Here is a 21,101-nt window from a genome sequence, read left to right as displayed (position 1 = left end):
GAATTTGTCGTCAGCCCTTGTCGGCGATCACGTTGCCCGGCTCGGCGGCGATGCTTTCGATGATGGCGGCCTCGTCATAGAGGGCGTCGCGCTCGTCGAGCTGGCGGCGCACCTCGGCGTGGTTCTTGGCGTCGAGCTTGTAGCCGATGAAGCAGGCGCCCCCGAGCATCACGAAGACGATGGGCCCGATCAGATAGGCCAGCTCCAGATTGTGAATCGCGGTCGGCGTGTTGAGCGCGCCTTCCTTGGCGTTGTAGCCGACCCGGGCCAGCACGGTGAAGGTCAGGAAGATCGAGAAGGCGCCGGCCACCTTGCCGGTCAGGACGGTGAGGGCGTAGATCAGGCCGATCCGCTCCTTGCCGCCCTCCAGCCGCACCTCGTCGCCGATGTCGGCGGTGATCGCCCGGGTCATGACCCCGAAGCCGGCGGCCAGGAAGCCGGCCATGAACATGGCCGGGGTCGCGAACAGCAGGTCGCCCTGGGGCAGGATGCCCACCAGCATCAGCATGATCGAATAGCCGGTGGTGGTGACCATCACCGCTCGGTGCTTGCTGATCTTGTTGGCCAGCCAGCCCACCGACGGCGCGCCGGCGAAGCCGGCCAGGATGTAGACCGCCAGCAGGATGTTGGCCTGGCCGGTGGAGAAGCCCCGGGCGTCCTTGAAATAGAACAGGTAGAGCGCCGCCATCCAGCCCGGGCCGAGCGACAGGCAGAGGTCGGCCAGCAGGATGCGGATCATGTTGGGCCGCGAGATCAGGGCCCAGTAGTCGCTCAGATTGAAGTGCTTGGCGCCCACGTCCACCGTGATGCGTTCGGGCGTGCGCCAGACCACCAGGCCAACGGCGATGGGGGTCAGGCCGATGATGAACCAGCCCATGGCCTGCACGCCCTGGGCGTCGGTCATGCCCCGTTGTTCCAGCACGATGGGGATGACCAGGACCAGGACGGAACCCAGCACGCCGACGGCGGTCATCACCCCGAAGATGCGCGAGCGCTCATGGTACTTGGTGGCGAGCGTCGCGGCCCAGGCCGAGTGCGAGAGCGAAAGGATCGAGGTGCCCAGGTACATGATCAGCAGCCAGCCCATCAGGTAGAGCTTTCCCGACCCCGCGGGGGCCTGGAACAGCATCAGCAGGGCCAGCATCAGGATCGGCGCCCCGATCACGGTCCAGACGCGATAGCGGCCCCAGCGGGTCCGCGTGCGGTCCATGAGCATGCCCAGGGCCGGGTCGAGGGGAATGTCGATGGCCCGCACCGTGGCGAAGACCGCGCCCACCACCGCCAGCTCCACGCCGATGTGGCTGGCGAAGTAGCGCGGCAGGTAGACCGAGATGGCGATGGCCAGGGCCGAGAGCGGCAGGCTGGTGCAGGCGAAGGCGAGAATGGTTGCGAGAGATAGGCGTCCGGAGCTGGCGGCCGTCTGGGCTTGGGTCAAAGTCTCGCATCCTCCGAAGGTGGCTCACCTCTCTCTGGGAGGTCTGAGTCAGGCTGTCAGGTTACGCGCGATCACCCACGGCGAAGCAAGCGGATTCAGCGCGATCGGCATTACAGAATCGAAAGGGCGGCCCTTTGCGGAGCCGCCCTTTGCAACATTTGGCGATGTGGGCGTGTGGCCTAGCCGCCCTGCATCTTGCGGAAGAACTTCCCGCTCTGCTCGCCGCCGTTCAGGTAGGCCTGCTGGCCGGCCGGGTCGGAGATCTTGGCCCAGTTGTCGCGGACCTCCTCCACCGACAGGCCGCCCTCGCCGAGATAGACACCCTCGGTCTCGTAGAGGCGGGTGAGCGCGAAGGCGCCGGCGCCGGCGGTCAGGATCGCGCCGGTGGGGGCCTCCTCCGAGGCCAGGTAGACGACGCCGGGGGTCACGTATTCCGGCTTCAGCTTTTCCAGGATGGCGGGGGGCATCAGGTTCTCGGTCATCCGCGTGGCGGCGACCGGGCTGATGGCGTTGATGTGGATGTTGTTCTTCTGGCCCTCCAGGCGGATCGTGTTCATGAACCCGATGATGCCCAGCTTGGCGGCGCCGTAGTTGGACTGGCCGAAGTTGCCGTACATGCCCGAGGACGAGGTGGTCACGACGATGCGGCCGTAGTTCTGCTCGCGCATGATGTCCCAGACGGCCTTGGTCGGCTTGACCGTGCCCATCAGGTGGACGTTCACCACCAGCTCGAAGTCTTCCATGGTCATCTTGGCGAAGCTCTTGTCGCGCAGGATGCCGGCGTTGGCGATCAGCACGTCGATGCGACCCCAGGCGTCCATGGCCTGCTTGACCATGTGGGCGACGCCGGCGTCGTCGGTGACCGAGGAGCCGTTGGCCAGGGCTTCGCCGCCCATGGCCTTGATCTCTTCCACCACGGCGTCGGCGGCGGCCGAGGAGCCGCCCGAGCCGTCCATCGAGCCGCCCAGGTCGTTCACCACCACCTTGGCCCCGCGCCGCGCCAGCTCCAGCGCGTGCTGCTTGCCCAGGCCGCCGCCGGCGCCGGTGACGATCGCGACTTTGCCGTCGAAGCGGATGTCCGCCATGGAAGTCTCTCCAAACAAGGGTTCGAATTTCGCGCGGTTTGTGCGGCGCGGGATGGGCAAGGTCAAGCGTCCAGCGCGCCGGCCGCCGCCGGATCCAACTGCCCGATCCCTGGCCATTTTCGCGCCGCGACCGTCAAAGCGCAGGCAGCCCGATCAAAAGCCGCGCCCGCCCACACTGTCGGTTGGCGCCGGCGCGGCGGGGTTCGTACCCACAGGCTCGGTCGAGGTCAGGGGAGGGCGCCCACTTGGAACAGACAGGTCAGAGGACGACGCGGCGGCAGCTGCTGTCCACCATCGGCATGCTGGGGGGCTCGGCCCTCATGTACAACATGATGACCACCCTCGGTTACGCCGCCGAGACCCAGTTCAAGGGGCCGCCCAACCTGTCGGGCGCCAAGAAGGGCGCCTCGGTCATCGTCCTGGGGGCGGGCCTGGCCGGCATGCTGGCGGCCTATGAGCTCACCAAGGCCGGCTATAAGGTCAAGGTGCTGGAATACCAGGGCCGCGCGGGGGGCCGGAACTGGTCCCTCTATGGCGGCGACACCCTCATCGAGATGGGCGGGGCGACCCAGAAGGTGGGCTTCGCGCAGGGCAATTATCTGAACCCGGGTCCCTGGCGCATCCCGCACCACCACCGGACCCTGCTGCACTACTGCAAGGCCTTCAATGTCGAGCTGCAGCCCTTCATCCAGTTCAACCACAACGCCTATGTGCACAACACCGACGCCTTCGGCGGCAAGCCGCAGCGCTTCAAGGCCCTGGCCGCCGACTTCGAGGGCAACGTGGCCGAGCTGCTGGGCAAGGCCCTTGACCAGAAGAGCCTCGACGCCAGCGTCACGGCCGAGGACCGCGACCGCCTGAAGGAGGCCCTGCGCGAGTGGGGCATGCTGGACGGGGACATGAGGTACGCCAAGAACCTGCGCTCCTCGGAGCACCGCGGCTTCGACCGCCCGCCGGGCGGCGGGGTCAATGGCGCGCCGACCCCGTCTGACGTCTTCGCCCTGAAGGACGTCTTGGACTCCAAAATCTGGCGCAACATGGCGTTCTTCATGAACGACGAGTTCCAGACCACCATGTTCCAGCCGGTGGGGGGCATGGGCATGATCGGCAAGGCCTTCGCCCGCGAGGTCCAGCCCCTGATCACCTACAACGCCAAGGTCACCAAGATCGACCAGGGCAAGAAGGGCGTCGCCGTCACCTATGCCGACACCGGAACCGGCGCAGTCACCGAGGCCAAGGCCGACTGGTGCGTCTGCACCATCCCGCTGACGGTGCTGAGCCAGATCGAGAACAACATGTCGGCGAAGATGAACGCCGCCATCGCCGCGGTGCCCTATTCCAACTCGGTGAAGATCGGCCTGGAGATGGGCCGCCGGTTCTGGGAGGAGGACTCGGCCATCTATGGCGGCCACTCCTTCACCAACCAGGAGATCAGCCTGGTCTCCTACCCCAACAACAACTTCCTCAAGGACGGTCCCGCCGTCCTGCTGGGCGCCTTCGCCAGCGGCATGGGCGGCTACCACCTGGCCGGCATGACCCCGGAGGAGCGCATCGAGGCGGCCTTGGCGCAGGGGTCGGTCTTCCACCCGGAGAGCTACCGCAAGGAGTTCCGCAACGGCGCCTCGGTGGCCTGGAACCGCGTTCCCTGGATCCTCGGCTGCTGCGCCCGCTGGACCGAGGAGACCCGGGCCGCCCACTACCAGACCCTGGTGGCCATGGACGACCGCGTGGTCCTGGCCGGGGAGCACGCCTCCTATGTCGGCTGCTGGATGGAGGGCGCCCTGCTGTCGTCCATCGACGCCATCACCCGCCTGCACAAGCGCGCCCTGGAGGCCTGACCATGACGTCCAAGCTCGCCCTCGTTGCGGCCGCCGCCGCCCTGCTGCTCGCCGCCCCGGCCCTCGCCGACGAACCCGGCCCCGGCGGCTCCAAGCCGCCTGTCCCCGTCGCCGGCCAGCAGGTCTATCAGATGGTCTGCCAGACCTGTCACATGGCCGACGGCAAGGGCGCCGTGGGCGCCGGCGCCTTCCCGTCCCTGGCCGGCAATCCCAAGCTCAAGGTCGCGGCCTATCCCATCGTCATGGTCACCAAGGGACGCGGCGCCATGCCCTGGTTCAGCGACCTGCTGAGCCCGGCCCAGACCGCGGCGGTGATCACCTATGTCCGCACCAATTTCGGCAACGCCTATCCCGAGCCGGTGACCGCCGAGGATGTGAAGCGCCTCTCGCCCCCCGCCGCCGGTCACTGATCTCTCCCGCCCCGGCGAGGGCGCGTGCGCCATCCACTGGAATTTGACCGGCCGGACGTCGACAGACGCCCGCCGCGCGGCCAGACTTCGCCGCGCCCCCTCCTCGCCGGAAAGCCCCTGATGAAGACGATCCTGCTCGCCGCCGCCCTAGCCCTGGCCGCCGCCCCCGCCCTGGCCCAGAACGCGGCCTGGGCGCAGCCTGCCGCGCCGTACAGGATCATCGGCGAGACCTATCAGGTGGGCACGGCGGGCCTCAGCGCCCTGCTGATCAAGACCCCGAAGGGCGCCGTGCTCATCGATGTCGGCCTGCCGCAGAACGCCGCCCTGGTGGAGGCCAATATCGCCGCCCTCGGGGTGAAGCTCAGCGACGTCAAGCTGTTGCTCACCAGCCACGCCCACTTCGATCACGCCGGCGGCCTGGCGAAACTGAAGGCCGACACCGGGGCGAGCCTGGTCTCCACCGAGGGCGAGCGCTACGCCCTGGAGAAGGGGGTCTATCCGGGCTCCGAAACCACCAAGAGCTTCGACTTCCCGCCGGTGAAGCTCGACCGCGTGGTCAAGGACGGCGAGAGCGTCGAGCTGGGCGGGCTGAAGCTCACCGCCCACCTGACGCCCGGCCATACCAAGGGCTGCACCAGCTGGTCCTGGCCGGTGGTCGACAGGGACGGGAGCCGCCACACCGCCCTCTATTTCTGCAGCGCCAGCGTCGCGGCCAACCGCCTGGTCCCCGAGCAGTATCCCGGCATCGTCGCCGACTACCGCCACACCTTCGCCATCGCCCGGTCCCTGCCCGGCGACGTCTTCCTGGCCCCGCACCCGGAGTTCTTCGACGCCCCGGCCAAGCAGGCCCGCCTGGGAAAACCCGGTCCCAACCCCTTCATCGACCGCGCCGGCTATATCGCCCTGATCGACGCCCAGCAGGCCGACTTCGAAAAGCAGCTCGCCCGGCAGCAGGCCAAGCGTTGAGTCCCGGCGCTCCCGGTTTGACCGGCGTCATTTCGCCCGGTCGCCGGAGCCGCCAATGATCCCGCGCGTCCTGGATCCTCCAGGACGCGGACGGCGTGGCCGCGCCGGGGAAGGGAACGCCGATGAAGGGCTTTGTCGCAGACATCGAGGAACTGACAGAGGACAACAAGGACTTCCGTCGCGTGCTCTATACGGGCAAGCACCTGCAGCTGGTGCTGATGGCGCTGAAGCCCGGCGAGGACATCGGCGAGGAGGTCCACCCGGACCACGACCAGTTCTTCCGGGTCGAGAAGGGCAAGGGCGAGGTCTGGATCGACGGCGTGCGCACCAAGATCAAGGGCGATGACGCGATCATCGTGCCCGCCGGCGCCAAGCACAACGTCGTCAACACCGGCGACAAGTCCCTCAAGCTCTACACCATCTATGGCCCCCCCGATCACAAGGATGGGATTGTCCGCGCCACCAAGGCCGAGGCCGAGGCCACTGAGGAGCACTTCGACGGGACCACCACCGAATAGGCTTCCCAAGGTGGTCGCGGCCCCGCGACGCGAGCCCCGCGCATCGGCGCGGGGCGCTCTGATCTTCGGTAGACTTCCCCACCGTCGGCTCGTGAAACTGCCGGCGCAAAAGCAAAGACAGGGAAAGACACCATGGATCTCACCAACGCCTCGGCCCTGGTCACCGGCGGCGCCGGCGGCTTCGGCAGCGCCACGGCCCGCCGCCTCGCCCAGCGGGGCATGAAGGTGGTGATCGCCGACGTGGCCGACGCCCGCGGCGAGGCCCTGGCCAAGGAGCTCGGCAACGGTTCGGTCTATGTGCGCACCGACATCATGGACGAGGAGTCCATCGCCCGGGCCGTCCAGGCCGCCGTGGACCTCGGCCCCCTGCGCGCCGCCGTGGTGGTGCATGGCGGACCGCCGGCGCCCGGCGCCACCGGCGCGGCCCGCACGGTCAATCGCGAGGGCAAGCGCATCCCGCTGGCCCACTTCGCCCACACGGTGGGCGTCTATCTCAACAGCGCCTTCGCCGTCACCAGCCAGGCCGCCGAGGCCATGGCCAAGAACGAGCCGCTCGCCTCCAACCAGCGCGGCGTGGTGATCAACACCGCCTCCATCGCCGGTTACGAGGGCCAGCCCGGCCAGGCGGCCTATTCGGCGGCCAAGGGCGGCATCATCGGCATGACCCTGACCATCGCCCGCGACCTGGCGCCCATCGGCATCCGGGCCATGGCCATCGCGCCGGGCACCTTCCTGACGCTCGCCTATTCCGCCCGCATGACCGACGAGGAGGCCCAGGCCAAATGGGGCCCCATGGTCCCCAACCCCCACCGCATGGGCGATCCCGACGAATACGCCCAGCTCGCCGTCCAGATCTGCGAGAACGACTTCCTCAACGGCACGACCATCCGCCTGGACGGCGCGCAGCGGTTCTAGGGGCACGGGCTCAGCTCCCCAGCCATACGCCGTCATCCCGGGCGACCCGCAGGGGAGACCCGGGACCCAGGGGGATTGATCGCGGCCCCTGAGTCCCGGCTCTCCGCTTCGCTGCGGCCGGGATGACGCGGGTTTGGCTGAGGGGCGACGACGGGCAAGCGGCGGATAGGTGGAGCGCAATCCCCGCCACGATTTACAGTTGCGCTTGGCGGCTGCTAGCCTCGCCCCATGCTCGCGCTCCTGAACCTCCTGGCGATCCTGGCCTCCGGTCTCGCCGGCCCGCCCCCCGACCGGGGCCCGTGGTTGGCGATCCGCCCCGCGGAGTTCGTGACGGTCGAGATCCATCCCGACGGCGGCTGGCGAGTGCTGGACCGCGGGCCGGCGGAGCCCGCCGACGACAGGGCCGAGCAGGCGATGTCTGGCCTGCTGGGCGGTGCGCCCACCCCTCCGAAGGCCGAGCTTCCCACCGCGCGGCCAGACACGGTGCGCTTCGTCCTGAAGCCCACCGCCCGAGGCATGATGTTGCTCGTCTCCAACGGCTATGGGCGGCGCCTGGAGTATCGCGGCGTCCTGCGCCGCCAAGCCGAGGGCCGCCCCGAACCCAGCAGCGTCTGCCCGGTGCTCGGTCGCCTTCAGGGCATAGAGGACTGGCCCTATCCCTTCGCCGAACTGGATGTCGGCGCCTTCCAGCTGGTGGAAGAGACGCGCCAGCCGATGGTGTGTCGCTGAGGTCCGGCGACGTTGCGGGCTTTGGCTGGTCCGTAATTTCCGACGTCAGCAAGGGATGGAAAGCGGACGTTAGAACCAGCGCCTCAGCCATTGTGGCCTGGACCGCCTTTTCAGCCGCCGCGCGATCCTGGGGGCTATGCGATCGTAGCTGCCCCAAGTGTCAGGGACATCATAGAGGCTTGCGGCTTGCGGAAATTCCTTCTCGTAGTCGGCAAGGTAGTCGTTGGGATCGGATGCCAGTTCGCCTCCAGCGCCGTAGTACGCACGGGCGAATGCATTGCCTTCGTCGGTCAGATCCTCGTCGGTGAATTTCTCGTCACAAGCGGCGATGAACCACTGCGTCGGTGTGATGGTGCGGGCCTTCAGCTTGGCCAGAAGGTCTTCGCCATCGACAGTGTGTAGGTCGCCTGCCATTCCGTTCAGCGCGCACCATGCGACGAACATCGCGATGTGCGTTGCTCCGGCCTCGTTCGGCAGGTGGGGGGGGAAGTCGCCGCCATAGTGCCATGATGCGTCGTCGTATTTCATGCGCCCGCCCCCCGTGGGTCTGCGCTCGTTAGCAGACTTCCCAAGGTCGCACATGGGTCGAAAGCCGACCTCAACCAACTCCACCCATAGCGTGTCCTAAGTCGCCGCCCGCGCTACCGCGCCGCCATCTCCGTCCCGCGCAGGAACTTCACCAGCACGCGCTGGCCGATCAGGAACGGCGCGCCGTCGGCGCTGACCACCACCTCGACGACCCGGTCGTCGGTGCGTTCGCTGGGGTCGTCGGAGACCAGCTTGCGGGCGCCGAACACCGCGGCCTGGCGCAGGACCGTCCCGCGATAGACCTTGGAGGGGTCGCTCTCCGGGGCGATCTGCACGGTCTGGCCGATGCGGACGAAGGGCAGGGCGCCCTCGGCGATCTCGGCGCGGACGATGTGCGGGGCCTCGGGCTCCAGGTCGAACATGGTCGAGACGTTCAGGGTCGAGGCGCCGGCGCCGGGATTGGCGTAGCGCCGGGCGATGCGGCCGTCGGCGGGGGCCCGCACGATGGCCAGCTCCTGGTTGTAGCGGGCCTGGGCCAGGTTGGCCTCGGCGGTGGCGATGGCGGCGCGCTGGGCCTCCAGGGTGGCCTCGGCCTCGCGGATCTTGTCCTGGGCCTGGTCGAGCCGCTGGCCGGCCACGAAGTTGGTGGCCACCAGACCCTGCAGCCGGGCGCGCTCGCGCCGGGCGGTGGTGAGCTGGACCTCCGTCATCGCCAGCTGGGCGCGGGCCTGGCGCACGGCGGCGGCGGCCTCGGCGGCGGCCAGGCGCGGCTCGTCGTCCTCCTGGCGGGCCAGGACCTGGCCCTTGCTGACCCGGTCGCCCTCCTTGACCAGCACCTCGCGCACGATGCCGGCGCGGCGCGCGGCCACCTGGATCATGCCGCCCTCGACGTCGGCCTTGCCGTTGGCGATGGCCACATAGGGGCTCTTGGGCGCCTTGGCGGCGGCCACCTTGGCGGCCTCGGCCTTCTGGGCCTTGGCCTTGCCGCTCATCATCAGCCCCCCGCCCACGGCGAGGGCGATGACCAGGACGACGAGCCAGACGACGTGGCGGCGGAGGAAAGCGAACATGGTCTTCAGGCTCCGATGAGCTCAGGGGTCCGGGTCGGGGCCGGCGTCGTGCGCCGGTCGTCCAGGATGGTCCCGTCTTCGATGTGGATGATGCGGTCGGCATAGGCCTCGAGCCGTGGGTCGTGGGTGACGCAGATCACGGCGGCTCCATGGCTCTTGGCGGCCCGCTGCAGCAGCTGGATGACCACCTGGCCGTTCTCTCCGTCGAGGGCGCTGGTGGGCTCGTCGGCGAACAGCAGGTGCGGCTCCTTGGCCAGCGCGCGGGCGATGGCCACCCGCTGCTTCTCGCCGCCGGACAGCTCGGCGGGCCGCTGGTGCATGCGGTTGGCCAGGCCCACCTCGCCCAGCGCGATCTCGGCGCGGGCCCGGGCCTCGGTGGGGGAGAAGCCCTTGTACTTCAGGATGATGGCCACCTGCTGCAGGGCGGTGAGCGCCCCGAACAGGTTGAAGCCCTGGAAGATGAAGCCGCAGTGGTCCAGGCGGAACTTGTCGATCTGGCCCGGGCGCAGCTTCCACAGGTCCTCGCCCATGGCGCTCACCCCGCCGCCGTCCGGCTTCAGCAGGCCCGACAGGGTCGCCACCAGGGTCGACTTGCCCGAGCCCGAGGGGCCCATGACCATGGTCACGTCCCCGTGCAGGGCGTCGAAGTCCACGGCCTTCAGCACCTCGATGTGGGTGCGGCCGGTCTTGAACCGCTTGGTCAGGCCCTTGGCCACCAGGGCGTGGGCGCCGGGAACACCGGAGGTCTGACTCATCGCAGCAGGTCCGCAGGTTGGCTCTTCTTCAGGATGCCGAGCGCCATCAGGCCCGAGGCCAGCGAGATCACCAGCAGCAGGATGGCGACCCCGATCACCCAGGGCAGGGGGAAGCCCATGGGCAGGCCGCCGCTCTTGGCCAGCAGGGAGATCAGGAAGGTCAGCAGGGCCGTGGCCCCCAGGCCGACGATCCCCACCCAGAAGGACAGCTCGATGACGATCAGGCGCAGGGAGCCCATGGAGACCCCCAGCGCGCGCAGGCTGGCGAACTCCTTGATGTTGGCCAGGATCGCTCCGCGCAGGGTCTGGGAGGTGATCCCCACCCCGATCAGGAAGCCCAGGAAGACCGAGAAGCCCAGCATGACCCCGATGATCTGCTCCTTCATCAGGGCGCCCTCATTGGCCTTGGAAAGCTCGGCCCGGGTCCAGGCGCGATAGGCGCCCCTGGCGTTGGCGTTGAGGGCGTCGCGCACCACGTCGGCGCGGCTGGAATCGCGGATTTGCACCATCAGCGGCCCGGTCTTGTCGCTCTTCTCCCCCATGCCCAGCAGCCGCATGGTGTCGCGGGAGATCACCACCGAGGGCTGGTTGATGTCGGGATAGCCGTCGAGGACGGCGCGCACCTTGACCGACTTGCCGTTGATGGCCGCCCCGTCCCCGGGCTTGACCCCCAGGCGGGCGAGCGCCGTGCGGTCGATGGCCACGGCGTAGGGCTCCTGCAGGGCCAGGCGCACGCTCTCGGGATAGTCCACCGGCAGGGTCACCGCGCCCTGGCGGGTGTCGACCATATTGACCTGGACATAGGTGGTGATGGCCTTCTTGCCGTCGGTGGGCCGGTTGTTCCAGCGCGCGCCGTCGCCGTCGAAGCTGGCCACCTCCACCACCTCGGGGTTCATGTAGATCTGCGGCTGGATGCGGCGGGGCAGGCCCGAGGGGCCGGAATTGATCAGGCTCTCGGACTTGGCCGGCAGGATCATGATGTCGGCCCGCGACCGGTCGATGGTCGCCGTGGCGCCCTTCACGATGCCGGTGAACATCCCCACCTGGGCCAGGATCAGCAGGCCCGAAAAGGCAAGCGCGATCACGGCCGCCAGGTAGCGGCGCCATTCGTAGACGAGCGTGGCCAAGGCCAGTGACATCGGGTCCCTCCAACAACCGCAGCATGTGTGCGAGGGGCGGGGCGGAACCTAGTTAAAACCCTGTAAGGCGGCCTTTCCGAGGCGCTAATCGCATGAATTATAAGTAACTTTCCGGGCCGGCTCGGCTAAGCCCTTGATCGCAATAGGCTCTAGCCAGGGCGGTGTTACATTGTTACAGATTCCGCCGCGTGGCCTCCCCCGGCGCCACCAAACCTCATCGGGATATTCATGCTTCGAAAGACCCTGGGCCGAGCCGTCGCGCTCGCCGCCGCCTTCGCCGTCTCCGCCGCCCCGGCCCTCGCCGACGAAGGCATGTGGACCTTCGACAACTTCCCTGCCGCCAAGGTGCAGGGCGCCTATGGCGTGAAGATCGACCAGAAGTGGCTCGACCGGGTGCAGGCGGCTTCGGTGCGCCTCACCAGCGGCTGCTCGGCCTCCCTGGTCTCCAAGGACGGCCTGGTCTTCACCAACCACCACTGCGTGGTCGACTGCGCCCAGAGCCTGTCGGACGGCAAGACCGACTATGTGAGGGACGGCTTCCTCACCGCCGCGCGGACCGAGGAGAAGAAGTGCCCCGGCATGCAGGCCGAGGTGCTGGTGGGCGTCACCGACCTGACCGCCGACATCGCCAGGGCCACCGCCGGGAAGACCGGCCTCGACTTCGTCAAGGCCCGCGACGCCGCCAGGGGCGCGGCCGAGACCGTGGCCTGCGGCGGTGACCCGGCCTTCCGCTGCCAGCTCGTCACCCTCTACCGGGGCGGCCAGTACAAGCTCTACAAGTACCGCAAGTACGCCGACGTCCGCCTGGTCTTCGCCCCCGAATTCGCCACCGCCTTCTTCGGCGGCGACCCGGACAACTTCAACTTCCCGCGCTTCAATCTCGATACCGCCTTCGTGCGCCTCTACGAGGACGGCAAGCCGATCTCCTCGCCCCAGCACCTGATCTGGCAGAGCCGCGCCCCCAAGGCCGGCGAGGTCACCTTCGTCTCCGGCAATCCCGGCGGCACCGACCGCATGCTCACGGTCGCCCAGCTGGAGACCCAGCGCGACCTGGCCCTGCCGGTCGGCCAGCTGCAGCGCTCGGAGCTGCGCGGCCGGCTGATCGAGTTCTCCGGCCGCGACGCGGAGTCCAAGCGCATCGCCACCGATCCCCTGTTCGGCGTCGAGAACAGCTTCAAGGTCTATTACGGCCGCCAGTTCGCCCTCAACGACCGGGCCTTCATGGACGCCAAGCGCGCCGCCGAGGCCGACCTGCGGGCCAAGGTCGCCGCCGACCCCAGGCTGGCCGCCGACATCGGCGACCCCTGGGGCGAGATCGCCAAGGCCCAGACCGCCTATGGCGACCGCTACCTGCGCTACCGGCAGCTTGAGCAGGCCGCCGGTTCGCTGTCCGAGACCTTCACCTATGCCCGCGAGCTGGTCCGCGCCGCCCAGGAGCGCGCCAAGCCCTCGGCCGAGCGCCTGCCGGAATATGGCGACGCGGGTCTGGCCCTGATGGCCAAGGAGATCCTCGACGAGCAGCCGGTCGATCCCACTCTGGAGCAGCTCTACCTGGCCTTCTGGCTGTCGAAGACCCGCGAATACCTCACCACCGACGACGCCGCGGTGAAGCTGCTGCTGGGCAAGGAGAGCCCCGAGGGCCTGGCCGCCCGCCTGGTGGCCGGCACGAAGCTGGGCGACCCCGCCGAGCGCAAGCGCCTCTGGGAGGGCGGCCTGGCCGCCATCGCGGCCTCCGACGACCCGATGATCCAGCTGGCCCTGCGCCTGGACCCCGCCGCCCGCGCCGTCCGCACCGCCTGGGAGACCGAGGTCTCCGGCCCCACCGACCGGGCCGCCGAGCGCATCGCCCGCGCCCGCTTCGCCGCCTATGGCGACGCGGTCTATCCCGACGCCACCTTCACCCTGCGCCTCTCCTACGGAAAGGTCGCCGGCTGGACATACCGGGGCGTGACCATCCCGCCCTTCACCACCTTCGCCGGCCTCTATGAGCGGGCCACTGGCGCCGACCCCTACAAACTGGCCCCCCGCTGGGAGGCCGCCAAGGGCAAGCTGAACCCCGACACCGTCTTCGACTTCGTCACCACCAACGACATCATCGGCGGCAATTCCGGCTCCCCGGTCATCAACGCCAAGGCCGAGATCCTCGGCGCCGCCTTCGACGGCAACATCCACTCCCTGGGCGGCGACTACGGCTACGACGGCGCCATCAACCGCACGGTGGTGGTGGCCACCTCAGCGGCGACGGAAGCCCTGGAGAAGGTCTACGGCCAGACGGCCCTGGTGAAGGAACTCACCCGCAAATAACCCCACCTCTCCACCGTCATCCCCGGGCTTGTCCCGGGGACTCATGATCTCCGGCTCGCCACAGGTCGCGCGGGGGACGCCACATCAGCTTGCTGAACCTCAGAGACCATGGGGGGCCGGGACAGGCCCGGCCATGACGATCATGGTTGGGGGGTTATCGCGGCCAAGGGGGATGCAGCTTCGCTGGGCGCCTTAGTCGTCTAGCTTCACCGGCGATGCGGCCCCCGGCGACCTGGATGAGTCGTCGACGTACCATCTGACGTGGTGAAAGCGCGGATGGCGTCCCAGCGCCTCGCCCAATCGTGTCATGACATCGATGTAGATGGCGTTCGGTGGCCGCTTGAGGATCTTGTCCATCAGGGTTCGGGACACGTCGTCACAGCTAAAGAGAAAAGTGTCCAACGCCGTCACCTGACACCAGAACCGGCGCTCGGACGCATAGAAATCAAATCCCCAGCCGTGTTCGTCATACTCTGGCGGCGAGACCCTGAAGCCAAATCCCTTCAATATGTCGACGATCGCTTCCGTCACGGCTCGCCCCCCGAACTGAAGGACCCCGTCATCGTCCTCTATTCCGTCCTCGGGGAAGTCGCTGGTGAACTCTGCCAAGGGCAGGATTCTCATCGCCGGTTCTCCGCGTCAAAACCATCATAGGTAACGGCGCCAGCGCCGATCCCGGCGCTACCGACCGCGGCCTTCAAAGGGGCCGGTGCGCCGTACCACGCGCGCTCCAGCCCATCATATTCCTCGAGCCCAAGCTTACTGCCCCGCCAGCCACCGGTTCGTTCGAACTTGGGCATCCTGGCGCCATAAAATCGCGGATCGACCTTGTAGTGGAGCTCGTAGAAGTCACCCCTGCTGATGCTTCTCGGTTCCAAGACGTTGAAAGGGCTCTCAATGAACCATTCTGGAGGCTCCTGGCCTACGATGGTCTTGGGCCGCGGCAGCGGGCCAATCTTCTCCGGAAACTTGTAGGCGCGCGCCACGTTGTGATGCCCCATACCCTCGTAAGGTTCCGCCAGGTATTCGGCTTGGATCGGGTCGAAGCCTTGCTTGAGCCGCTTGGCGATCTGAGCTTCTTTGGACATATAGCCCAAGCCAGCAAGCTCCTTGAGCACTGCGCCCCCATAGAGCGTTGATCCAACGTCGAACGCGAGTTCCCCCTGGTTCTTCCCGATCTCATAGCCGCGCTTCCACTCCCCGCCGATCGTGTCAGCCTTCGGGGTCGCGGACGGATCGAGATTGATCCGGGCCTGTCGATAAGCCGCGGCGGCGTCACCGGCGACGCTGCGGGGGTTCGAGATGCCGGTGCGCACGTAGTCCACGGCTCGCCCACCGGCGTCGAGCACGTGATTCCACGCGGCCTCTCCAGGCGGGGATGTGAAGGAATCGGCGGGGTTGAGGAGGCGAGCTCCGAAGGCGGCGCTTTCACCCAGGTCTCGGACCGTATTCCGAGCGCCTCGAAATACGCCGGCGACTTGACCCGCCGGCTGGGCGACCATCCTGACGGCGGTCTTCCCGGCGTAATCCAGCACGCCGGAGTCCTTGGTAGGTGTGCTAGTCGGCGCAGACCTCTTGGTTGGGATTGGCACCGCGCGCCCTTGTTGGGTCGGCGGCGACCTGCCGTGTCTCAGGAGGTTCGCGCCAAGCGCCAGCACATCGCTGGGTCGCATCGCGGCGATATTCTCGCCTGACCTGGTGGCGCGTTCCCAGGCTTCCCGCCCGGCGGCCTCGGCATCTCGCTTCAGCCGATAGGCGTCGGCGTTCCGCTGCGCCATCCAGTCTTCGACATTGTCTAAAACACCCGCGCGTCGCTGCGCGGGCTGCCGTTCAGCCATGGAGCATCCTCACCTCAATTCAGGGAAATGATTGCTCAGCGCCGCTGAGTTCGACCTGAACTAAGGGCCACTTCGCACAAATTGGCAAGAACAAAAGAAGAACATATTGGGCGCCCGCCGCCTACCGCAACCCCGCCGCCCGCGCCTCGCCGCGATCCTTCGCCCAGCGGAACACCAGCAGCGCCACGATCGCCACGCGCAGGCCCCATAGCAGCAGGTCGCTCGTCCCCGCCGGCGCCAACAGGCTCACCGGAAGGCCCGCCAGCAGCAGCGACCTCACGCTCCAGCGCCGCCACAGGCGCGCCCGATAGCCCGCCCGCCACGCCGCGTGCTCGGCGTCGTCCTCGGTGGTTGAGCCGGTCAGCACGCCCGCAGGCACAGCAATCCGCTCCGCCGCCACAGGTGCAGCCCCCCGCGCCACCGGCGACGGCGCGTAACTCGGAACCTGGCGGCGTCCAAAGCTCATGGGCGGCAGGCTAGGCCCGCCGCCCTGAACGTCCCGTTAGTCCGGCTTGCCGATGGGCGTGGAGTCGAAGATCGCCTGTTCGTCCGGGGTCATCTCCACCGGCACGTCGGCGAACAGCGGGGTCGAGAGATACCGCTCGCCGGTGTCGGGCAGCATGCAGAGGATGTTGGCCCCCTTGGGCGCGGCGGCCGCGATCTTCAGGGCCCCGGCGAAGGTGGCGCCCGAGGTGATGCCCACGAACACCCCCTCCTGGTCGGCCAGCTTCTTGCTCATGGCCATGGAGTCCGGCCCGGAGATCGGCAGGATCTGATCGATCAGCGACATGGCCACGGCGTCCCCGGTCAGCTTGGGGATGAAGTCCGGCGTCCAGCCCTGCATGGGGTGGGGCTTCCAGGCCGGGTGGCCGGCCGCCGCGCTGCCGTCGGGATTGCGCGCCTGTTCGGCTCCGCTCCCCAGCAGCTGGGCGTCCTCGGGCTCGCAGACGATGATCTTGGTCTTGGGGCTCTTGTCCTTCAGCACCCGGGCCACGCCCTTGAGCGTCCCGCCGGTGCCGTAGCCGGTGACCCAGTAGTCGAGGGTCTCGCCCTCGAAGTCCTCCAGGATCTCCAGGGCGGTGGTCCTGGAGTGCATGTCCGGATTGGCTTCGTTCTCGAACTGGCGGGTCAGGAACCAGCCGTGCTTCTCGGCCAGCTCCACGGCCTTGGCCACCATGCCGGTCCCGCGCAGCGCGGCGGGGGTGGTGATGACCTTGGCGCCCAGGAACCGCATCAGCTTGCGCCGCTCCACCGAGAAGCTCTCGGCCATGGTGACGACTAAGGGGTAGCCCTTCTGGGCGCAGACCATGGCCAAGCCGATGCCGGTGTTGCCGCTGGTGGCCTCGATCACCGTCTGGCCGGGCTTCAGCGCCCCGGACTTCTCGGCCGCCTCGATGACGCCGAGCGCCAGGCGGTCCTTCACCGAGCCCAGGGGGTTGAAGGCCTCGACCTTGACCCACAGGTTCACGCCGGGCGGCCCCAGCTTGTTGATCCGCACCACCGGCGTGCGGCCGATGGTTTCGAGGATGGACTGGTATCTGGCCATGGGAAGTCTCCGCTCTTGCGCCGGGCGCGTCGGGGCTCAACCTATGGCGCATCCCCGCCACCGCAACCCCGGAGTGCGATCATGCCCAGCCGCGCCGCCGTCGAGGCCTTCGTCGCCCAGGTGCTTTCCGGCGCCCACGACCAGGCCATCCTCGACCACTATGCCGAAGACGCCTGGATGCAGGAGAACCAGGGCGAGCCGCGCCGCGGCCGCGACGCCCTGGCCGAGAGCGAACGCAAGACGCTGGCGCGCGTGAAGGGGGTGCGCACCGAGATTCTCGGCCCCGCCCTCATCGACGGCGACACCGTCGCCATCCGCTGGCGCTTCACCTTCACCCCGATGGAGGGCCCCGACCGCGCGCTTGAGGAGGTGGCCTGGCAGACCTGGCGCGGCGACAAGATCGCCACCGAGACCTTCTTCTACGATCCCAAGCAGATGGCGGGCTAACCCCCACCGTCATCCCGGCCGCAGCGAAGCGGAGAGCCGGGACCCAGGGGCCGAGATCAATCCCCCTGGGTCCCGGGTCTCCCTGCGGTCGCCCGGGATGACGTGGTTGGGTGATCAGTCGAAGGCCACCCCCATCGTCGTGGTGGCCTCCTCATGCCAGTCCTTGCGGGTGCGGCTGTAGATCAGGCAGTCGGCCGGATCGCCGGCCCCGAAGCCGGAACTGCGCAACAGCCCCTCGCGGGTGAAGCCGCAGCGCTCGGCCAGTTTCCACGAGGCGGTGTTCCAGGCCTCGATCACCAGTTGCTGGCGGTAGAGCCCCGGCCGCTGGTCGAACAGCAGGTCGGAGAAGGCCCGCACCGCCGGCGCCGCCAGGCCGCGGCCCCGGTCGGCCGGATCGTGCAGGATGTAGCCCAGCTCGAACCCGTGGATGCAGGGGGCGGACCGGTAGAACTGGCAGGTGCCCACCAGCCGCCCTTCGGCGACGATGGCCACGGCGCCGGCGTCCTCCGTCCAGAAGCCGGTGGCGGCGAAGGTCTCCGCCAGCCGGCCGGGATCGGTCATGGGTTCGGTGATGGAGACGGTGAAGGGATAGCGGGCGATCTGCGCCAGGTCGGCGGCTTCGATACGGCGGATGGTCATGGAGGCTCTCTGGACATGAAGGGACGCAGCCCGCCAGCGGCGGGCGGGGAGGGCGCTCTAGGCGCCGATGTCCAGGGTCAGGCCATGGGGGGAGGCTAGCGGAGAACGCGGGGGCGTCAACGGCCCCCAACCTCTCCCGCAAGCGGGAGAGGAGGAGGCCCCCCGACGCGGCGTCACCCTTTCTCCCCTCTTCGCCGCGCCCTAAGCTCGGCGCCAACGAAATGAGAGGAAACCCCATGGCCCAAGACACCCAACTCGTCGGCAAGACCTGCTTCGTCGCCGGCGCCTCCAGCGGCATCAATCTCGGCATCGCCAAGCGCTTCGCCGCGGCCGGCGGCAATGTCGTCATCATCAGCCGCAGCGAGGAGAAGATTCAGGCCGCCGCCAAGGAGGTCTCCACCTTCGGCAAGCCCTGCATCGGCATCGCCGCCGACGTCCGCGACTACGCCGCCGTCGAGGCCGCGCTCAAGCGCACCCACACCGAGTTCGGCGACATCGACATCGTGCTCTCCGGGGCGGCGGGCAACTTCGTGGCCCCGGCGCTGGGCATGAGCGCCAACGGCTTCAAGACCGTGGTGGACATCGACCTGATCGGCACCTTCAACGTCCTGCGCGCCTCCTTCGAGTTCCTGCGCCGTCCGGGGGCCAGCCTGATCTCCATCACCGCCGGTCAGGGCGAGCGGGCCTCGATGTTCCAGGCCCACGTCTGCGCCGCCAAGGCCGGGATCAACATGCTCACCAAGTGCCTGGCCCTGGAGTGGGGTCCCGCCGGCGTCCGCGTCAACGCTGTCTCGCCGGGCCCCATCGCCGACACCGAGGGCATGGCCCGCCTGGCCTCGACCCCGGAGGCCGAGGAGCGGGTGAAGAGCCGCAACCCGATGCGCCGCTACGGCACCAAGGACGAGATCGCCGACATGTGCCTGTTCCTGTCCTCGGACCAGGCCAAGTACGTCAACGGCGCCATCATCCCCGTCGACGGCGGCTCCGGCTGCGGCGACGCGGCGGGCAATGCGCTCGCCAACTACGCCTGAGGCCGGCGCCTCCCCCGGGAGCGCGCCGCGCGCCGGGGGAGCACCCTGCTATCGTCCCTTCGTCCCCGCCACCCCGCCGATCCAGGCGCAGGGCAGGGCGGTGGCCGCGAGCGCGATGGGATACCAGCGCGGCCCCAGGTTCAGGTTCCAGGTGGCCGCGACCCCCAGGGTGGCGACCGCGGTTCCGATCGCCCCCAGGATCATCGCGTGGGCCATCGGCCGCGAGGGCGCCAGGCGGGCGGCGATATAGCTGCCCAGGGCGCCGAACACGCAGCGGTAGGACAGGGCCAGCAGGTTGTCCCCCACCTCGTTCATCGGCTCGCGCCCCGGCGGATAGACCCCCAGCGCCTGGAACGCCGAGTCCGCCGCGACGGACAGCACCGCCACCGCGGCGAACCCCGCCAGCAGGGCCACCACGCTCTGAAGCCAGGCGTGCAGCTTCGTCGTCCCGTCGGTTGTTTCGAGTGTCATGCCTGTCCCCTCCCGTCTCCCATGTCCCAAGGACGATGGGGAGACCGCCGATCCGACAACCTGCGCGAGCTTTTGTCGAGTGTCAGGACACAAATTCGCCGCGTCCGGACAGGACTTCGGTTGCGTCCCGCCCGCCGCCCGGCCAGGCAGGCTCAACCCGACCCCAGCCAGGACCGCCATGTCAGCCAAGCCCAGCCCCCGCGACGAATGGATCGAGATCGTCCGCACCGTCGCCTACGCCCTGCTGATCGCGCTGGTGCTGCGGGTCGGCCTGTTCCAGCCCTTCACCATCCCCTCGGCCTCCATGGAGCCGGCCCTGAGGCAGGGCGACTACGTCATCGTCTCCAAGTTCGACTATGGCTGGAGCCGCTACTCCATCCCCTTCGGCCCGCCCCTGCCGGCCGGCCGGCTGTTCGGCAAGGCTCCGGCTCGCGGCGACGTGGTGGTGTTCAAGCTGCCGCGCGAGCCGAAGATCGACTACATCAAGCGGGTCGTCGGCCTGCCCGGCGACCGCATCCGCATCTCGGGCGGCGCGGTCTTCGTCAACGGCAAGGCCCTGCCGCGCAAGCCCCTGGCGCCGGGCCAGGACACCGCCGGCGTCCCGGTCGCGCGCGATCTGGAAACCCAGGCCTCGGGCCGCGCCTATGTCACCTACGACCAGGGACCCGGCCACCAGGGCGACGACACCGAGACCTATGTGGTGCCGCAGGGCCGCTACTTCATGATGGGGGACAACCGCGACAACTCCCTCGACAGCCGCTGGCCCGCCGAGCTCGGCGTCGGCCTGGTCCCGGCCGACAACCTGGTGGGCCACGCCCGGATGATCCTCGTCTCCTGGCGGCCCGGCGCCTCGATCCTCAAGCCCTGGACCTGGCTGAACCTCGACCTGTCGCGGAGTTTCAAGGCGGTGGGGTGAGCCGCGAACTCAGCGTCGCGCGCCGGCTCCGTATTCGGCGAAGCTCACCACCCCGTCGCCGTTGGCGTCCAGGCGCCGGAATTCCGCGAGGCTGACGGCCCGGTCGCCGTCGGCGTCCAGGCGTTCGAACTCGGCGGCCAGGCTCGGCCGCGCCAGGGAGGGCAGGGCCGCGGCCCCCACGGCGGCGGCCACCAGGGCGCCGGCCGCCAGCCGCCAGACCCGGCGTGCGTCGCCCGGCGGCGGCGCGGCGGCCAGGTCCTGCTCGATGAAGCCGCGCAGGGCCTCGCTGGCCGAACGGCCCTGGGCCTGGCAGCGGGCCATGAAGGCCTGCTTGGTGGGATGGGGCAGGCGGATCTCCAGGGAGTCGCTCTTCTTCAGTCGCTCGGACATGGTCATGACGGACGTGACGCGGCCGGTCGCCGCCACCCCAGCCAAGCCCATTTCGCGCTCGGGCGACAGCGGAAACCTGCACCTCGCCTTGCGATGAGAAATTACACGTGTAATCTCGTCTCCACGCGGCG

23 protein-coding genes are annotated in these 21,101 nt (G+C 68.8%); 10 read left to right on the top strand and 13 right to left on the bottom strand.

The annotated features are described in order from the left end of the window. Positions 1 to 10: 10 nt before the first annotated feature. Positions 11 to 1,435, bottom strand: a complete 1,425-nt coding sequence (locus tag ACO06I_RS11210) for an MFS transporter (protein WP_421932650.1) — start codon at positions 1,433 to 1,435, stop codon at positions 11 to 13. Positions 1,436 to 1,614: 179 nt separating this feature from the next. Then, on the bottom strand, positions 1,615 to 2,520 hold the full coding sequence (locus tag ACO06I_RS11205) for an SDR family oxidoreductase (protein WP_421932649.1): 906 nt from the start codon (positions 2,518 to 2,520) through the stop codon (positions 1,615 to 1,617). 245 nt (positions 2,521 to 2,765) lie between these two features. Between ACO06I_RS11205 and ACO06I_RS11200 the strand changes: the two genes are divergently transcribed. The 6 genes from ACO06I_RS11200 (at position 2,766) to ACO06I_RS11175 (ending at position 7,896) form a co-directional block, all read left to right on the top strand. Then, positions 2,766 to 4,358 (top strand): flavin monoamine oxidase family protein, encoded by a 1,593-nt coding sequence (locus ACO06I_RS11200; protein WP_421932648.1) that lies wholly within the window; start codon positions 2,766 to 2,768, stop codon positions 4,356 to 4,358. A gap of 2 nt (positions 4,359 to 4,360) precedes the next feature. Next, on the top strand, positions 4,361 to 4,768 hold the full coding sequence (locus ACO06I_RS11195; protein WP_421932647.1) for a c-type cytochrome: 408 nt from the start codon (positions 4,361 to 4,363) through the stop codon (positions 4,766 to 4,768). A gap of 120 nt (positions 4,769 to 4,888) precedes the next feature. Beyond that, complete coding sequence (gene bla, locus ACO06I_RS11190) at positions 4,889 to 5,734, top strand: subclass B3 metallo-beta-lactamase (protein WP_421932646.1); 846 nt, start codon at positions 4,889 to 4,891, stop codon at positions 5,732 to 5,734. A 122-nt stretch (positions 5,735 to 5,856) separates the two neighbouring features. Further along, entirely contained in the window at positions 5,857 to 6,252 is a 396-nt protein-coding gene (locus ACO06I_RS11185; RefSeq protein WP_421932645.1) for a cupin domain-containing protein, read from the top strand. Positions 6,253 to 6,384: 132 nt separating this feature from the next. Beyond that, positions 6,385 to 7,167 carry an SDR family NAD(P)-dependent oxidoreductase gene (locus ACO06I_RS11180; RefSeq protein WP_421932644.1) on the top strand — a complete coding sequence of 261 codons (783 nt, stop codon included), beginning with the start codon at positions 6,385 to 6,387 and terminating at the stop codon, positions 7,165 to 7,167. 228 nt (positions 7,168 to 7,395) lie between these two features. Then, entirely contained in the window at positions 7,396 to 7,896 is a 501-nt protein-coding gene (locus tag ACO06I_RS11175) for a hypothetical protein (RefSeq protein ID WP_421932643.1), read from the top strand. A 69-nt stretch (positions 7,897 to 7,965) separates the two neighbouring features. Here ACO06I_RS11175 and ACO06I_RS11170 read toward each other — a convergent pair whose 3' ends face one another. The 4 genes from ACO06I_RS11170 to ACO06I_RS11155 all read right to left on the bottom strand — a co-directional run bounded on the left by ACO06I_RS11170 (position 7,966) and on the right by ACO06I_RS11155 (position 11,388). After that, a complete protein-coding gene (locus tag ACO06I_RS11170) occupies positions 7,966 to 8,424 on the bottom strand; it encodes a hypothetical protein (protein ID WP_421932642.1) in 459 nt (152 codons plus the stop codon). A 113-nt stretch (positions 8,425 to 8,537) separates the two neighbouring features. Continuing rightward, entirely contained in the window at positions 8,538 to 9,494 is a 957-nt protein-coding gene (locus ACO06I_RS11165; protein WP_421932641.1) for an HlyD family secretion protein, read from the bottom strand. Positions 9,495 to 9,499: 5 nt separating this feature from the next. Further along, positions 9,500 to 10,249, bottom strand: a complete 750-nt coding sequence (locus tag ACO06I_RS11160) for an ABC transporter ATP-binding protein (RefSeq protein ID WP_421932640.1) — start codon at positions 10,247 to 10,249, stop codon at positions 9,500 to 9,502. Then, on the bottom strand, positions 10,246 to 11,388 hold the full coding sequence (locus ACO06I_RS11155; protein ID WP_421932639.1) for an ABC transporter permease: 1,143 nt from the start codon (positions 11,386 to 11,388) through the stop codon (positions 10,246 to 10,248). The genes ACO06I_RS11160 and ACO06I_RS11155 overlap by 4 nt, the downstream gene beginning before the upstream one ends. 228 nt (positions 11,389 to 11,616) lie before the next feature. Here ACO06I_RS11155 and ACO06I_RS11150 point away from each other — a divergent pair, with 228 nt between their 5' ends. Continuing rightward, the gene (locus tag ACO06I_RS11150; RefSeq protein WP_421932638.1) at positions 11,617 to 13,692 is read left to right on the top strand and encodes a S46 family peptidase; all 2,076 of its coding nucleotides are present in this window, start codon (positions 11,617 to 11,619) and stop codon (positions 13,690 to 13,692) included. Between the two features lie 192 nt (positions 13,693 to 13,884). Here the strand turns inward: ACO06I_RS11150 and ACO06I_RS11145 are convergent, their stop codons facing one another. From ACO06I_RS11145 to cysK, 4 genes are all read right to left on the bottom strand, one after another. Continuing rightward, a complete protein-coding gene (locus tag ACO06I_RS11145; RefSeq protein WP_421932637.1) occupies positions 13,885 to 14,316 on the bottom strand; it encodes a hypothetical protein in 432 nt (143 codons plus the stop codon). Then, entirely contained in the window at positions 14,313 to 15,530 is a 1,218-nt protein-coding gene (locus ACO06I_RS11140; protein ID WP_421932636.1) for a hypothetical protein, read from the bottom strand. Before ACO06I_RS11140 ends, ACO06I_RS11145 begins: the two co-directional genes overlap by 4 nt. A 121-nt stretch (positions 15,531 to 15,651) precedes the next feature. Continuing rightward, positions 15,652 to 15,897, bottom strand: a complete 246-nt coding sequence (locus tag ACO06I_RS11135) for a hypothetical protein (RefSeq protein ID WP_421932635.1) — start codon at positions 15,895 to 15,897, stop codon at positions 15,652 to 15,654. Between the two features lie 135 nt (positions 15,898 to 16,032). Then, positions 16,033 to 17,076 (bottom strand): cysteine synthase A, encoded by a 1,044-nt coding sequence (gene cysK, locus ACO06I_RS11130; protein WP_421932634.1) that lies wholly within the window; start codon positions 17,074 to 17,076, stop codon positions 16,033 to 16,035. A gap of 81 nt (positions 17,077 to 17,157) precedes the next feature. On the opposite strand from cysK, the gene ACO06I_RS11125 reads away from it, so the two are divergent. Further along, a complete protein-coding gene (locus ACO06I_RS11125; RefSeq protein ID WP_421932633.1) occupies positions 17,158 to 17,523 on the top strand; it encodes a nuclear transport factor 2 family protein in 366 nt (121 codons plus the stop codon). A 114-nt stretch (positions 17,524 to 17,637) separates the two neighbouring features. On the opposite strand, the gene ACO06I_RS11120 is transcribed toward ACO06I_RS11125, so the two are convergent. After that, positions 17,638 to 18,162: a GNAT family N-acetyltransferase gene (locus ACO06I_RS11120; RefSeq protein ID WP_421932632.1), complete on the bottom strand. Its 525-nt coding sequence runs from the start codon at positions 18,160 to 18,162 to the stop codon at positions 17,638 to 17,640. Between the two features lie 236 nt (positions 18,163 to 18,398). Between ACO06I_RS11120 and ACO06I_RS11115 the strand changes: the two genes are divergently transcribed. Continuing rightward, positions 18,399 to 19,193: an SDR family oxidoreductase gene (locus ACO06I_RS11115; protein ID WP_421932631.1), complete on the top strand. Its 795-nt coding sequence runs from the start codon at positions 18,399 to 18,401 to the stop codon at positions 19,191 to 19,193. A gap of 48 nt (positions 19,194 to 19,241) precedes the next feature. Here the strand turns inward: ACO06I_RS11115 and ACO06I_RS11110 are convergent, their stop codons facing one another. Continuing rightward, positions 19,242 to 19,664: a hypothetical protein gene (locus ACO06I_RS11110; RefSeq protein WP_421932630.1), complete on the bottom strand. Its 423-nt coding sequence runs from the start codon at positions 19,662 to 19,664 to the stop codon at positions 19,242 to 19,244. Between the two features lie 178 nt (positions 19,665 to 19,842). On the opposite strand from ACO06I_RS11110, the gene lepB reads away from it, so the two are divergent. Beyond that, positions 19,843 to 20,580: a signal peptidase I gene (gene lepB / locus ACO06I_RS11105; protein ID WP_421932629.1), complete on the top strand. Its 738-nt coding sequence runs from the start codon at positions 19,843 to 19,845 to the stop codon at positions 20,578 to 20,580. Positions 20,581 to 20,589: 9 nt separating this feature from the next. On the opposite strand, the gene ACO06I_RS11100 is transcribed toward lepB, so the two are convergent. Then, positions 20,590 to 20,970, bottom strand: a complete 381-nt coding sequence (locus ACO06I_RS11100; RefSeq protein ID WP_421932628.1) for a hypothetical protein — start codon at positions 20,968 to 20,970, stop codon at positions 20,590 to 20,592. Positions 20,971 to 21,101: the final 131 nt, after the last annotated feature.

Source organism: Phenylobacterium sp. (genome assembly GCF_965229015.1).
Classification (GTDB): domain Bacteria; phylum Pseudomonadota; class Alphaproteobacteria; order Caulobacterales; family Caulobacteraceae; genus Phenylobacterium.
Note: the sequence above shows the minus strand (reverse complement) of the source record. Positions and strands in the feature narration are given on the sequence as shown.